The organism is Sphingobium indicum B90A (assembly GCF_000264945.2).
Taxonomy (GTDB): domain Bacteria; phylum Pseudomonadota; class Alphaproteobacteria; order Sphingomonadales; family Sphingomonadaceae; genus Sphingobium; species Sphingobium indicum.
In genome coordinates, this window is sequence record NZ_CP013070.1 from 3,072,647 (window position 1) to 3,086,809 (window position 14,163).

The following is a 14,163-nucleotide window of genomic DNA, read 5'->3' on the forward strand; positions in this document are numbered from 1 at the left end:
ATCGGGCGCTCAGGGCTGGGCCGCTCCGCTCTGGGTGGGGGCGGGGGCGGATTTTTCCGTGGCTTCAGCCTTGGCCAGACGCCGGTCGAGTTGCGCGTTGATCTGCTTCAGCGCTTCCTTGCGGCGGGCGGTGTTGCGCGCCTCGTCCTTCTTCCAGTCGATGCCGAAAATATCGGCCACGCCCTGCATTTCCCTCTGCCGCTTCTGGATCGCCGCCTCGCGCTTGGCGAGGTCGATCTTCTGCTGCAGGATGATCGCCGCGTCGGTCCGGTTGGCGTCCCAGCTCTGCACATAGAAGATCTGGTTGCGGGTCGGCATGGTGTTGGTGTTCGCGTCGACGATGAAGGCCCAGATGATGACCCAGGTGAACGCGACGGACAGGCCGAGCAGCGGCCATTTATGGGGCCGGTTCTCGCGAAAATAGCTCCACAGGTCGCTCATCGCGCTCTTGGGAGACACCGGACGGGGAAAGATCGCCATGCCGCCGATATAGGGGAAGGCGGGGCCGGATGCAAAAGCGCTGTCGCCTGCGGTCATGTTCCGGCCCCTTTCCTTCGATTTCAGACGTCCGCCAGCCGGAAGTGGACGGTCAGCACCTTGGTCGAACTGACCGGCACGCCGTCCCGAGTCGCCGGACGGAAGCGCCATTTGCGCAGGGCATGGCGCTGCGTGGCGATCCAGAAGGCCTCGTCGACCGCCGACAGCCGCTCTATGTCGATGACGCGCCCGTCGGGGCCGATGGTGACGCGGACCACGACCTTGCCCTCCATCCCCTGCCGGATCATTGCGCCGGGATAGTCGGGCTGGAACGCCGCCAGGGCGCGGGGATCGATGCTGGCCTCCGCCAGGACCGGTTCGGGAACCGGCGGGATGATGGGCGGAGTGATCGTGCCCGTGCCGGAATCTCCGGTGGGATGATCGTCGGTCTTCGCCGTGAAGCCGCCCTTGATGACCGTGTCGACGATGGGGTCGGAGACGGTGGTCGGTTGCGAACGGGCCTTGGGCTGGATTTTGCTGTCCGTTCCCGGGGCCGCTTCTTCGGGCGGCGGCGGGGGCGTTTCAGGAACGGCATAGGTCGTGAACGGAGAGCTGTGGAAGGTGTCGATCACCTCCTTGGGCATCAGCAGATAGGCGCCAAACACCAGCGCATGCACGGCCACCGCGCCGCCTATGCCGATGGGGGAACGCCTGCCGCCGCTATAGCCGGAAATGGTCTCGCCGCCTGCCGCACCCGTGCTGATCCACTGCATATCTGCCCTCCTGTGGTTCGCTTCCTCTTCGAAAACTGATGTGTAACGTTACAACATATTTCTATGATATGTTGCAACATTAAATTTAAGGCGCGGGGAGAGACGTGCTGCGGGATGTTGCTGGCCGTTTAGGTGGAAAGCTGACCCATCCTATTCCTCCCCATCGGGAGATGGGGAGGGGGACCGGCCGAAGGCTGGTGGAGGGGAATGGGGCACGACCTCCGAATTTCCCCTCCACCACTCGCTTCGCGAGCGGTCCCCCTCCCCACGCTTCGCGTAGGGAGGAATTAATGCCCGCTCATGGCCCAATCCCGCTTATCCTAGGGTGTGTGGGGATTCAGTTCAGGGCGCGGCGAAAATAGTGGATTTCGAGAACCGGCGCGCAGCGTACTTCAGTACGTGAGCACCGAAAGCGGAGAAAGCCGCTATTTGCAGCCCGCCATGGGCTGAATCCCCACACGCCCTAAAGCAGCGTATCCACCGCATGGATGGCGAGCCCCACCAGCCCGCCCACCAGCGTCCCGTTGACGCGGATATATTGCAGGTCGCGCCCGACCGCATGTTCCAGCCGGCTGGTGACGGTGCCCGCATCCCATCCGCGCACCGTCTCGCTGACCAGCTTGACGATGGAATCGCCATAGGCCGCCGTCGCCCCGACTGCGGCGCGGCGCGCGAAGCGGTTGATGAGGAAACGCAGCCGGGCGTCCCACTGCAGGGTCGCGCCAAGCTGGTGCAGCGCTTCCCCCAGCCGCCCCGCCATCGCCTTGCCGGGATCGCGCACAGCCCGCAGCAGGCCGCTCCGCGCCTGCTCCCACAGGCCGTCGATCCAGCGCTGCATCGCCGGATTGTCGACGATCTCGTCGCGGATGCGCGCCACGCGGGCCTGCATCTCCAGGTCGAATTGCAGGTCGGCGGCGAGCTTCGCCAGCCCCTCCTCCGCCTTCAGACGCAGGCTGTGGCCGGGGTCCTGCGCCATGTCCGCCAGCAGCTTGCGCAGCCCATCGATGATCGCGTTGGACAGATTCTCGTCCAGGCCGGTCCAGCGCAAAATCTTGCCGGAACGGTCGTGCACCATCTGGCGGATCAGATGGTCGTTAGCCTCCAATGTCCGGTCCGCCCACAGGATGATGCCGTCCATCACCGGCGCATGGCGGCCGTCGCGCATCGCCGCCTCCAGCGCCTGGCCGATCAGCGGGGCGAGGTTCATGGCGCGCAGCCTTTGCGCGATGGCGCCCTTCACCATGCCACCCAGCCGTTCCTGGTCCAGCGCCTCCAATATGTCGGCGGCCAGGCGGGACGCGCCCTCCCGCAGCCGCCCGTCGCCGCCGGAGGGGCTGGCGAGGAAGCGCCCGGCCGCCGCCGCCATGTCCAGCCGCTGCATCCGCCGCGCCACCACGGCGGGGGTCAGGAAATTGTCGCGCAGGAACAGGGCGAGCGTGTCGCCGATCCGGTCCTTGTTGCGCGGGATGATCGCCGTGTGCGGGATGGGCAGGCCCAGCGGATGGCGGAACAGGGCGGTGACGGCGAACCAGTCGGCCAGCCCGCCGACCATCGCTGCCTCGGCAAAGGCCTGGACGAAGCCGATGACGGGGTGGAGGTGAACCGTCGCCCGCGCCGCCAGGAACAGCGCCGCCATGGCGATCAGCATGCCCGTCGCCGCGATCCGCATGCGCCGCGCCGGATGGACGGGGCTGGCGGCGGGACGGGGCGGGGCGAGCATCTTCATGACCAGCCAACGGTTACGCCGCCGTTTCGTTCAGGCAAGCGCTTCTTTTCGGTGGGGTGCGGCGGGATGGCTTTCAAAATCCTCCCTGCGCGAAGCGTGGGGAGGGGGACCGCGCGAAGCGTGGTGGAGGGGAAATACGCAGGTTGCGCGCCCTTCCCTCCACCATGCTTCGCATGGTCCCCCTCCCCATCTCTCGATGGGGAGGAATCGGATAGGTCCGCCTTCCTATTCCGCCGGTTGCGCGGCTCCGGCGCGGTCGTCCCCCGGCTTGTAGGTCAGCAGGCGGCGGCCAAGGCGCGGGCCGACCCATTCCTCTATCCCCAGCGCTAGGCTGAAGGTCGCGGGCACGATCACCAGCGTCAGCACGGTCGACAGGATCAGGCCGCCGATCACGGTGATGCCCATCGGGGCCCGCCATGCGCCGTCGCCGCCCAGCGACAGGGCCGTCGGCACCATGCCCGCCACCATCGCCACGGTGGTCATGACGATGGGCTGGGCGCGCTTGTGCCCGGCGTCGATGATCGCCTCCAGCTTCGGCACGCCCTTGCCCATCTCCTCCAGCGCGAAGTCGATGACGAGGATGGAGTTCTTGGCGACGATGCCCAGCAGCATCAGCAGCCCGATCAGCACCGGCATCGACACCGGATTGCCGGTCAGGTGCAGCGCCAGCGCCCCGCCCAGCGGCGCCAGCAGCAGCGACCCCAGGTTGACGAAGGGCGGCATCAGCCGCTTGTAGAGCAGCGTCAGCACCGCCAGCACCAGCATGATGCCGGAAATGACGGCGATGACGAAATTCTGGATCATCTCCGCCTGCCACTTGCTGTCGCCGGTGTTCAGCTTCTGCACGCCCGGTATCTTGCCGGCGGCGATGGCCTTCATGGTCGGCAGGGCGTCGATCTTGGCCATGGCCTGGCTGGTGACGATGCCCGGCGCCAGGTCCGCGCCCACGACGATGCGGCGGATCTGGTTGTAACGGCGGATCTGCGTCGGCCCGGCGCCGAATTCGATGTCGGCCACGACCTTCAGCGGCACGGAACCGCCGTTGACCGTGGGCACCGGCATGTTCTGGATCGTCGCCAGGTCGCGCCGGCTGTTTTCCGCCACCGCCACGCGGATCGGGATCTGCCGGTCGGACAGGGAGAATTTGGCGCTGTTCTGGTCGATGTCGCCGATGGTCGCGACGCGGATCGTCTGGCTGAGCGCGGCGGTGGTGACGCCCAGGCTGGCGGCCAGGTCGAAGCGCGGCTTGATGACGATTTCCGGCCGGTTCATGTCGCCCGCGACCCGCGGCGCGCGGATTTCATGGATGCCGGCCATTTCCGCCACCAGCTTGTTGGCGGTCTGTTCCAGCTTCGCCGGATCGTCGCTGCCGAACATGATGATGATGTCGCGGCCGAAGCCGCCGCCCGACTGCGACTGGAAATTGACGCGGGCGTCGGCCACCTGCTGGAATTGGGGCGCGATCTTGCGCTCCCACTGGACGGAGGAGATCGGCCGGTCCTTCTTGAGCGTCAGGAAGATGTCGGCCCCTGTGGTCTGGATGTCGGCAAAGGCGGCCTCCACCATGTCCTTGTCGGCGGCCAGCATGTCGGCGACCTTGCGCGTGATCGCCGTCGTCTGCTGCAACGTGCTGCCGGGCACGGTTTCGATCTTCACTTGGCTGAAATCGGTGTCGATCGTCGGCTGGAACGACATGGGCAGCGTGCCGAAGGCGAAGATCGTGGCGACGAAGGCCAGGAAGCCCATGCCCATCGTCCAGATGCGATGGTCGCGCAGCCAGGCGGTGAAGCGGGCCATGCCGCCCCGCGCGCGATGGGCGATGGCCTTGCGCTCGTCCAGCGACCAGCGCAGCACCGCCATATAGGCGTCCATCAGCCAACCCTCGCCATGGCTTTCCTGGCCATGCGCCTTCAGGAAATAGGCCGCGATCATCGGCGTGATCAGGCGCGCCACGGCCAGGCTGAGCAGCACGGCGACCACCACGGTCATGCCGAACTGGATGAAGAACTGGCCCGAAATGCCCGGCATCAGCGCGACGGGCAGGAACACCGCGACGATCGCCATGGTGGTCGCCAGCACGGCGAGGCCGATCTCGTCGGCGGCGTCGATGGAGGCCTGATAGGCGCTTTTGCCCATGCGCATGTGGCGCACGATATTCTCGATCTCCACGATGGCGTCGTCGACCAGCACGCCCGCGACCAGGCTCAATGCCAGCAGCGAGATGCCGTTCAGCGTGAAACCCATCATGTCCATGAACCAGAAGGCGGGAATCGCGGACAGCGGAATGGCCAGCGCGGAAATCATGGTCGCGCGCCAGTCGCGCAGGAACAGGAAGACGACGACCACGGCCAGCACCGCGCCCTCGATCATCGCCTGCATGGCGCTGTGATATTGGCCCTTGGTATATTCGACGCTGGTGTAGAGCTGCTTGTACTGGACCTTCGGATTTTCCTTCCGAAGCTGGTCCAGCACCTTCATCGCCTCGTCGAACACGGTGACGTCGGACGACCCCTTGGCCTTTTCCATGCTGAAACTGGTCACCTGCCGCCCGTTCATCAGGGACAGCGAACGCTGTTCGGCATACATGTCGCGCACGTCGGCCAGGTCGGCCAGCTTGACGGTGCGGCCGCCGGAAATGGCGATCTGGGTCTGGCCCAGCGCATAGGCGTCGCGGGCGTTGCCGAGCACCCGGATCGCCTGTTCGGCGCCGGCGATCTCGGTCCGGCCGCCCGCCGCGTTTAGGTTCACCTGCTGGAGCTGCTGGTTGACCTGGCTAGCGGTGATGCCGTGCGATTGCAGCTTGGTGGGGTCCAGGATGACGCGGATCTCGCGGGAAACGCCGCCGCCGCGCTTGACCGCCGCCATGCCCGGCACGGCCAGCAGCCGCTTCGCCACCGTATTGTCGACATACCAGGACAGCTCCTCCAGCGTCATGTCGGTCGCTTCGGCGCTGAAATAGGCGATCGGCCCGCCGTCGATGTCGACGCGGCTGACCTGCGGCTCCAATATTCCCTCTGGCAGGTCGCTGCGGATCTGGTCGACGGCGTTCTTCACATCGTTGACGGCGCGGTCGACGGGCGTTCCGATCTGGAACTGCACATTGGTGTTGGACTGGCCTTCCGATACCCAGGACGTGATCTCGTCCACGCCGCTGATGCCGCGCACGGCGGCTTCGACGCGTTGCGTCACCTGCGTTTCCAGCTCGGTCGGCGCGGCGCCGGGCTGGCGCACGACGACGCTGGCCATGGGGAAGCTGACGTCGGGATTCTGGTTGACGTCCATCCGGCTGAAGCTGACCAGCCCGGCCAGCAGCAGCGCGACGAACAGCACGATCGGCGGCACCGGGTTGCGGATGGCCCAGGCGGAGATATTGCGAAAACTCATGACGGCTTCCTCGCCTGCCGGTGGAAGCGCCGGATGGGCGCGTTCCGCGGCTTCATTTCGACTTGCCGGCTTCCGGCTTCACCTTCTGCCCCGGCGTCAGGAAGGCGCCGGCCGAAGCCACGATGCGTTCATCGCCGTTGAGGCCGTTCAGGATCGACACGCCCGCATCGGTCACCTGGCCGATCTTGACGTCGCGCCGCTGCACTTCGTCCCGGCCGTTGACGACATAGACGAAATTGCCCTTCTCGTCGCTCTGCACCGCCGATTCCGGCAGCATCGGCGCGGAGCCGCTGCCGCTGACGATCGCGGCGGAGGCGAAGCCGCCCGGACGGATCGCCGGATCATAGGGGATGGCGATGCGGGCTATGCCCTGGCGGGTCTGGTTGTCGACCACCGGCGACACCTGCCAGATGCGTCCGGCAAATTGCGCCGTGCCGCCGACCGGGGTCACGGTGGCGCTGTTGCCCGGACGGATCGCGGCCAGGTCGCCCTCGCTGACCTGGGCCAGCATCTCCATCTCCCCGCCCTTGGCCATGCGGAACAGCACGGCGCTGCCCGCGCTCACGATCTGGCCGGGTTCCACGGCGCGGGTCAGCACCAGCCCGGCGGCAGGGGCGCGGATGTCGAGTCGGCCGGTGCGGGCGCGCTGCTCGGCCAGTTGCGCGGCGGCCACGTTGACGCGCGCATTGGCCGCGTCGCGGGTGGCGGTGCGCTGGTCGATGTCGGCCTGGCTGATGAAGCCGCGCGAGACCAGCGACTTGGCGCGGTCGAGCTGGGCCTGCGCCAGCTTGGCGTCGGCGCGCGCGACCTCCACCTGCGCGGCGAGGGAGCGGATCTGCTCGGTCTGGACGGAACGCTCGACGGTCGCCAGCACCTGCCCGGCGCGCACCCAGTCGCCCGGCTGCACCAGCACCCGCGTCACCGCGCCGCCTTCGCCGACCACGCCCACCGGCATCTCCACCCGCGCCGCGAGCGACCCGGTGGCGCTGACGGTGTTCGACACGGTCGACCGGCCGGGGCTGATCACCGTCACGACCGGCGCCTGCGCCGCATTGGCGGGCGCGTCGGCGCCGTTGCCGCGCATCCCGACCCAGGTGGCGACGGCGATCAGCACGATCGCGACCACGGCGCCGATCGTCAGCCGGCGGCGCCAGACGGAGCGCTCCTCCTGCTCGCCAAGGACATTTGCCGGAGCATCGCCGACCAACGAAGTTTCGTAATTCATCCTGAACCCATCTTTCGGCCATAGGCGCCGTTCGGGTTGCTGTATTATATGAATACATCACCCGGCTCAAGCCCCCTTCGTCACGGCGGCGCGGAGGGACGCAAAGCCCTTGCCCCCGCCGATGCGGGCCCTTGCCAAAACGGCCCGACTATGGCGCTATGGCCGGTATAGCGGGCGGAGGGCGGCGATGGAATTGCTCGGATGGATAATGGTCGGCCTGTTCGCGGGCGCCATCGCGCGGCTGGTCATGCCCGGGCGCGATCCGGGAGGCTGCGTCCTCACCATATTGCTGGGCATCGCCGGCGCGCTGCTGGCGGGCTATGTCGGGCGGCTGCTGGGCGTCTATGCGCCCGGAGAGCGGGCGAGCTTCATCGCGGCAGTGCTGGGGTCGATCGGCGTTCTGGCGCTGTACCGCTTCTTCGCCCGGCGCGGCTGAGGCATGAAAAAGGGCCGCGCCCTTACCGGGCGCGGCCCTTTTGCTCGTCCATGCTGCTGCTTAGCGGACCGAACCGCGCCGAACCAGGTTGACGATCGCCAGCAATATGATGGCGCCGACCAGCGACACCAGGAAGCTGTAGAGCGTCAGGCCATCATTGATCGAACCGCCGCTGAAGATCAGGCCGCCGACGAACGCGCCGACAATGCCGACGACGATGTTGAGCAGGATTCCCTGCTGTGCGTCGGTCCGCATGACCATGCTGGCGAGCCAGCCGATGATGCCGCCGACGACGAGCCACAAGATGATGCCCATTTCTTACTCTCCTTGGACCATAGCCCCTTTCGGGTGGGCTGATCTGTTCAACGGAGAAGTCGGCGTTACGTTCCCTTTCGCTCTTGACAAAGAAGAGAGCCGCCGGACGTCATGTCCGGCGGCCCTCCTGTGCGACCCTTCATTGCTGAAACGGTTGATCAGTATTTCTGCTGCCGTTCGTAGAGGGACTTGTAATATTGGATGCGCGTCACGCGCAGGCCATGCATGCCCGAACGGTCGACGGCGCGCTGCCAGCTCGCAAATTCCTCGAGCGTCAGCGAATAGCGGGCGCAGGCTTCGTCCACGGTCAGCAGGCCGCCATTCACGGCCGCCACGACCTCCGCCTTGCGACGCACGACCCAGCGCGTGGTGTCGACAGGCGGCAGGCTTTCCAGAGTCAGGGGTTCTCCTAGCGGCCCGACGACCTGTGCAGGTCTGATTTTCTGGTTTTCGATCATTATCACCCTCAATAGCGGCACTGGCGTTGCCGATTTCAGCAGTGTTCCCTGTTTGCGCTTCAAGCCCTGAACAGGCCCTAAAGCGCCACGGTAAACGCCCCCTTCATCATCCTTGTCCCACTTTTAAAAGGTTCGCGATCAACGGGTTGAAGCTGCCCGCGAGCCCCACGGCCTCGATATTGCCGCCGGAACGTGGCGCGAGGATATCGGCCAGTTCCTGGACCCAGTCCCCTTCGATTTCCTGCCCCCGCAGGACGCCCGCGACCGCCAGCGCGGTGGGGCTGGCCGCCTGCGCCGCCGCCGAAGCGGCCCGCAAGGACGGCCAGACCGGCACGCGCCGCCGGCCCGAAGGCTTGACGAAGCCGGCCTTGAGCCCGCTCGTCCGAAGGAATCCCAGATCCATGGGAGGAGGGTTTACGGAGCAAAGGATAAGGTCCGGTAAATTTGGACCCCGAAATGGCGGAGGGATGCGACAAAGCGTTGAATCCGTCTGGTGGACGGGGATCGGGACGACTATATGCGCGCCCATGCAGACCCCTTTTCAGCCTGCCCAGTTCGATCTGAAGGCTCCGCCCGATGCGCGGCGCATCGTCGTCGCCATGTCCGGCGGCGTGGATTCCAGCGTCGTCGCCGCGCTCGCGGCGCGCACCGGGGCGGAAACCATCGGCGTGACGCTCCAGCTTTACGATCATGGCGCGGCGGTGGGCCGCACGGGAAGCTGCTGCGCGGGGCAGGACATACGCGATGCGCGGGCGGTCGCCGACCGCATCGGCATCGCCCATTATGTCTTCGATTATGAAAGCCGGTTCCGGGATTCGGTGATCGCCGACTTCGCCGACGAATATATGGCCGGGCGCACGCCCATTCCCTGCGTGAAATGCAATATGGGGGTGAAGTTCACCGACCTGTTCCAGATCGCGCGCGACCTGGGGGCCGACTGCCTGGCCACCGGCCATTATGTCCGCCGGGTGGAAGGGCCGCAGGGCGCCGAACTACATCGCGCCGCCGACCCGGCGCGGGACCAGAGCTATTTCCTCTTCGCCACGACTCAGGCGCAGCTCGATTATCTGCGCTTCCCCCTGGGCGGCCTGCCCAAGCCGCAGGTGCGGGAGATCGCGGCGGAACTGGGCCTGTCGGTCGCCTTGAAGCCGGACAGCCAGGACATCTGCTTCGTGCCCGACGGCGACTATGCGAAGATCGTGCGCAAGCTGCGCCCCGACGCGGACGAGGGCGGCGACATCGTCCATATCGACGGCCGCCTGATGGGCACCCACAAGGGGATGATCCACTACACCGTCGGCCAGCGCAAGGGGCTGGAGATCGGCGGCCAGGCCGAGCCGCTCTATGTCGTGCGGCTGGACGCGGAGGCGCGGCGCGTGATCGTCGGGCCGAAGGCGGCGCTGGCGGTGTCGGCGGCGCGACTGAGCGACATCAACTGGCTGGGCGGGGATTTTGCCGGACCCTTGACGGCCAAGGTCCGCTCCATGGCGAAACCCGTGCCCGCGCGGCTGGAGGGAGACCGGCTGGTCTTCGACGCGCCCGAATATGGCGTCGCGCCGGGGCAGGCGGCGGTGCTCTATGCGGGCGACCGGGTGCTGGGCGGCGGCTGGATCGCGGCGACCGAGGCGGCGCTGGCGGAGGCGGCCTGAAAACTCCCCTCCCGCAGGCGGGAGGGGTTGGGGGTGGGCCAGCGCGACCTTGCCCTTTCCCGCCCCGCCAAGTAAGGCCCGCGCGTCATGACTCGTCCGCTCACCTTCGCCATTCCCAAGGGGCGCATCCTCGATGAGGCGCTGCCCCTGCTCGCCCAGGCCGGTATCGAGCCGGAGGCGGAGTTCCATGAGAAGAAGAGCCGCGCCCTTCGCTTCGCCACCAACCGGCCGGACGTGTCGATCATCCGCGTGCGCGCCTTCGACGTGGCGACCTTCGTGGCGCATGGCGCGGCGCAGATCGGCATCGTGGGATCGGACGTGCTGGAAGAGTTCGATTATTCCGAAATCTACGCGCCGGTGGACCTCGACATGGGCCATTGCCGCCTGTCGGTCGCCGAACCCGAAGGCCTGGCGGATGAGGATGAGGCGGCCATGAGCCATGTCCGGGTCGCGACCAAATATCCCTACCTTACCCGCAAATATTATGAGGCGCGGGGCATCCAGGCCGAATGCGTGAAGCTGAACGGCGCGATGGAACTGGCGCCGTCGCTGGGCCTGTCGCGGCGGATCGTGGACCTTGTGTCCTCCGGCGCGACGCTGAAGGCCAACGGGCTGGTGGAGACGAACGTCATCATGGCTGTGTCGGCGCGGCTGATCGTCAATCGCGCCGCCTACAAGATGCGCTCGGCCGAACTGGTGCCGCTGGTGGAGGCCTTCCGCAAGGCCGTGGGAGGCAAGGATGCGGCGTAATCCCCGCATCGTCGTTCCCGCGCAGGCGGGAACCCATCTCCAGAGCGTCATGCCTGACGCTTCTTATGGGAGATGGATCCCCGCCTCCGCGGGGATGACGGAAAAAGAAGGAAAGGGCCGATGACCTTCCGCCTTTCCACCACCGACAGCGACTTCGCCGCAGCCTTCGCCGCCCTGGTCGACGCCCGGCGCGAAGCCGATGAGGATGTATCCCGCGACGTCGCCGCGATCCTGAAGCGCGTCCGCGCAGAGGGCGACGCGGCGCTGGCGGACTATACCAGCCGCTTCGACCGGCACGACCTGGACGTCAGCGGCTGGGCGGTGGAGCCTGCCCAATGCCGCAAGGCGCTGGAGAGCATTTCCACCGAATTGCGCGACGCTCTGGAACTCGCGGCGGCGCGCATCGCGGCCTATCATGAAAAGCAGAAGCCGCAGGACAGCGACAGCGTCGACGCGGCGGGCGCGCGCCTCGGCGCCCGCTGGAGCGCGGTGGACGCGGCGGGGCTGTACGTGCCCGGCGGCCGCGCCGCCTATCCCAGTTCGCTGCTGATGAACGTCATCCCCGCCAGGGTCGCGGGCGTCCGGCGCATCGCCATGGTCACGCCGACCCCCGATGGCGAGATCAACCCGCTGGTGCTCGCTGCCGCCGCCATCGCGGGGATCGAGGAAATCTGGCGCGTCGGCGGGGCGCAGGCGGTGGCCGCGCTCGCCTATGGCACGGACCGGATCAGGCCGGTCGACGTCATCACCGGCCCCGGCAACGCCTGGGTGGCGGAGGCGAAGCGCCAGCTTTACGGCGTGGTCGGCATCGACATGGTGGCGGGCCCGTCGGAGATCGTCGTGGTCGCGGACGCGAAGAACGATCCCGACTGGATCGCCGCCGACCTGCTCAGCCAGTCGGAACATGACCCGACCAGCCAGTCCATCCTCTTCACCGACGACGCGGCCTTCGCCGATGCGGTCGCGGCGGCGGTGGACCGGCGCCTGCCGCTGCTGTCGACGCAGGCGGTGGCGACGACGAGCTGGACCGCCAACGGCGCGATCATCGTCGTGCGCGACCTGGACGAGGCCATGCCGCTGGTCGACCGCCTGGCCGCCGAGCATCTGGAACTGGCCGTGGACGACCCCGACGCCCTGTTCGCGCAGGTGCGCCACGCCGGGTCCGTCTTCCTGGGCCGGATGACGCCGGAGGCGGTGGGCGATTATGTCGCCGGGCCGAACCATGTGCTGCCGACCGGCCGCCGGGCGCGCTTCTCTTCGGGCCTGTCGGTGCTGGACTTCATGAAGCGCACCAGCTTCCTCAGCCTCGACCGGCGCGCCATTGACGCCATCGGCCCCGCCGCCGTCGCGCTGGCGGAGGCGGAGGGGCTTCCTGCCCATGCGGCTTCGGTGGCCTTGAGATTGAAATGACTCGTTCAAACCGCCCGAACGGCTATAGGGAATCCCGATGAACGACCGCTCCAAATCCCGCTCCGCCGCGCGCCTTGCCGCGGTCCAGGCGCTGTACCAGCTGGAGATGGAGGGCACGCCGCTCCACCTGCTGCTGCATGAATTCCACCAGCACCGCCTGGGCGCCACCATCGAAGACGTGACCTACGCGCAGGCGGAGGAGAGCTTCTTCGACGATGTCGTGCAGGGCGTGGACCGCCGCCGCGAGGAGATCGACGCGCTGATCGTGGCGCGCCTTTCCAAGGGCTGGAGCCTGGAACGGCTCGACAAGCCGATGCGGCAGATTTTGCGCGCCGGCACCTATGAACTGCTCGCCCGCAAGGATGTGGCGACCGGCACCGCGATCAGCGAATATGTCGACGTCGCCCACGCCTTCTACGACAAGCGCGAGGCGGGCTTCGTCAACGGCCTGCTGGACGCGGTGGCGAAGGATGTGCGGAAATAGGGGCTGTTCTATCCTCGACAGAACAATGTGCTCCTGCGCAGGCAGGAGCCCAGTTCAGACGGTGGGCCTGGGCTCCTGCCTGCGCAGGAGCACGGAACGCTAAAGAGGGGCGGTGGCACCATGTCCGCTGAATCCCGTTTCCTGACCCTGCTCCGCCTGCTGGCGAACGATCCGGCCGCTCAGGGCCTGCGGGACGATGTGGCGGTGCTGGAGGTCGGCGGCGCCCGGCTGATCCTGACCAGCGACACGATGGTGGAGGGGGTGCATCATCTCCCCGCCGATCCGCCCGCCGACATCGGCTGGAAGCTCGCCGCCGTGAACCTTTCCGATCTCGCCGCCAAGGGCGCGAAGCCGCTCGGCTGCCTGCTCAACTATGCGCTGTCCGGCGATGAATCCTGGGACGCCGCCTTTCTGGAAGGGCTGGGCGAGGCGCTGGCGCGTCACGCCATGCCTTTGCTGGGCGGCGACACGGTGCAGATGCCGCGTGGCGCGCCGCGCAGCTACAGCCTGACCGCGCTGGGCCAAGCGACCGGCCCCGTCCCCCTGCGCGGCGGCGCGAAGGCGGGGGACAGGCTCTATCTGACCGGCCCGGTGGGCGATGCGGGCATCGGCCTGGAACTGCTGCAAACCGTGAAGGGGGCGTCCGGCCCGCTGGTGGACGCCTATCGCCGCCCGCGCCCGCGCCTGGCCGAAGGGGCGCTGCTCGCGCCGCACGTCCATGCGATGATGGACGTGTCGGACGGCCTGCTGATCGACGCCGCCCGCATGGCGGAGGCAAGCGGGCTGGCGGTCACCATCGACCATATCCCCCTCTCCCCCGCGCTGGAGGCCACGCGGGGCGCCAGCAACGCGGTCCAGATCGCGGCGGCGCGGGCCGGGGACGATTATGAACTGCTCTTCGCCCTGCCCGCCGCGGTCAAGCCGCCCGTGCGCGCCATACCCATCGGCCGCTTCGCCAAGGGCAGGGGGCTGACGCTGAAGATCGACGGCGTGGCGATCCCGCTGCCGGACCGGCTCGGCTGGGAACATGGCTGATTTGGCTTAATATCGTAACGGGTTGACGCAGCCCGTCCGCC

The 14,163-nt window shown here is 67.5% G+C and carries 14 protein-coding genes; 6 read left to right on the top strand and 8 right to left on the bottom strand.

The annotated features are described in order from the left end of the window. Positions 1-9: 9 nt before the first annotated feature. The 5 genes from SIDU_RS14940 to SIDU_RS14960 form a co-directional block, all read right to left on the bottom strand. A complete protein-coding gene (locus SIDU_RS14940; RefSeq protein WP_007687295.1) occupies positions 10-537 on the bottom strand; it encodes a hypothetical protein in 528 nt (175 codons plus the stop codon). A 23-nt stretch (positions 538-560) separates the two neighbouring features. Further along, positions 561-1,250, bottom strand: a complete 690-nt coding sequence (locus tag SIDU_RS14945; protein WP_007687294.1) for an energy transducer TonB — start codon at positions 1,248-1,250, stop codon at positions 561-563. A gap of 463 nt (positions 1,251-1,713) precedes the next feature. Next, positions 1,714-2,976, bottom strand: a complete 1,263-nt coding sequence (locus SIDU_RS14950) for a DUF445 domain-containing protein (RefSeq protein ID WP_007687293.1) — start codon at positions 2,974-2,976, stop codon at positions 1,714-1,716. A gap of 225 nt (positions 2,977-3,201) precedes the next feature. Further along, positions 3,202-6,360 carry an efflux RND transporter permease subunit gene (locus SIDU_RS14955; protein WP_007687292.1) on the bottom strand — a complete coding sequence of 1,053 codons (3,159 nt, stop codon included), beginning with the start codon at positions 6,358-6,360 and terminating at the stop codon, positions 3,202-3,204. A 52-nt stretch (positions 6,361-6,412) separates the two neighbouring features. Then, entirely contained in the window at positions 6,413-7,585 is a 1,173-nt protein-coding gene (locus SIDU_RS14960) for an efflux RND transporter periplasmic adaptor subunit (protein ID WP_007687291.1), read from the bottom strand. 187 nt (positions 7,586-7,772) lie between these two features. Between SIDU_RS14960 and SIDU_RS14965 the strand changes: the two genes are divergently transcribed. Next, on the top strand, positions 7,773-8,021 hold the full coding sequence (locus SIDU_RS14965; protein ID WP_007687290.1) for a GlsB/YeaQ/YmgE family stress response membrane protein: 249 nt from the start codon (positions 7,773-7,775) through the stop codon (positions 8,019-8,021). Between the two features lie 60 nt (positions 8,022-8,081). On the opposite strand, the gene SIDU_RS14970 is transcribed toward SIDU_RS14965, so the two are convergent. The 3 genes from SIDU_RS14970 to SIDU_RS14980 all read right to left on the bottom strand — a co-directional run bounded on the left by SIDU_RS14970 (position 8,082) and on the right by SIDU_RS14980 (position 9,197). Then, the gene (locus SIDU_RS14970) at positions 8,082-8,336 is read right to left on the bottom strand and encodes a GlsB/YeaQ/YmgE family stress response membrane protein (RefSeq protein ID WP_007687288.1); all 255 of its coding nucleotides are present in this window, start codon (positions 8,334-8,336) and stop codon (positions 8,082-8,084) included. Between the two features lie 158 nt (positions 8,337-8,494). Further along, the gene (sciP, locus tag SIDU_RS14975; protein ID WP_007687284.1) at positions 8,495-8,794 is read right to left on the bottom strand and encodes a CtrA inhibitor SciP; all 300 of its coding nucleotides are present in this window, start codon (positions 8,792-8,794) and stop codon (positions 8,495-8,497) included. A gap of 106 nt (positions 8,795-8,900) precedes the next feature. Beyond that, positions 8,901-9,197 (bottom strand): hypothetical protein, encoded by a 297-nt coding sequence (locus tag SIDU_RS14980; RefSeq protein WP_007687283.1) that lies wholly within the window; start codon positions 9,195-9,197, stop codon positions 8,901-8,903. A 124-nt stretch (positions 9,198-9,321) separates the two neighbouring features. Here SIDU_RS14980 and mnmA point away from each other — a divergent pair, with 124 nt between their 5' ends. The 5 genes from mnmA (at position 9,322) to thiL (ending at position 14,122) form a co-directional block, all read left to right on the top strand. Continuing rightward, positions 9,322-10,443 carry a tRNA 2-thiouridine(34) synthase MnmA gene (gene mnmA, locus SIDU_RS14985; RefSeq protein WP_007687282.1) on the top strand — a complete coding sequence of 374 codons (1,122 nt, stop codon included), beginning with the start codon at positions 9,322-9,324 and terminating at the stop codon, positions 10,441-10,443. Positions 10,444-10,530: 87 nt separating this feature from the next. Continuing rightward, complete coding sequence (hisG, locus tag SIDU_RS14990; RefSeq protein WP_007687281.1) at positions 10,531-11,193, top strand: ATP phosphoribosyltransferase; 663 nt, start codon at positions 10,531-10,533, stop codon at positions 11,191-11,193. A 120-nt stretch (positions 11,194-11,313) separates the two neighbouring features. Continuing rightward, positions 11,314-12,603: a histidinol dehydrogenase gene (hisD, locus tag SIDU_RS14995; protein ID WP_007687280.1), complete on the top strand. Its 1,290-nt coding sequence runs from the start codon at positions 11,314-11,316 to the stop codon at positions 12,601-12,603. A gap of 37 nt (positions 12,604-12,640) precedes the next feature. Next, positions 12,641-13,087: a transcription antitermination factor NusB gene (gene nusB, locus SIDU_RS15000; RefSeq protein ID WP_007687279.1), complete on the top strand. Its 447-nt coding sequence runs from the start codon at positions 12,641-12,643 to the stop codon at positions 13,085-13,087. A 120-nt stretch (positions 13,088-13,207) separates the two neighbouring features. Then, positions 13,208-14,122 carry a thiamine-phosphate kinase gene (thiL, locus tag SIDU_RS15005; RefSeq protein ID WP_007687278.1) on the top strand — a complete coding sequence of 305 codons (915 nt, stop codon included), beginning with the start codon at positions 13,208-13,210 and terminating at the stop codon, positions 14,120-14,122. Positions 14,123-14,163: the final 41 nt, after the last annotated feature.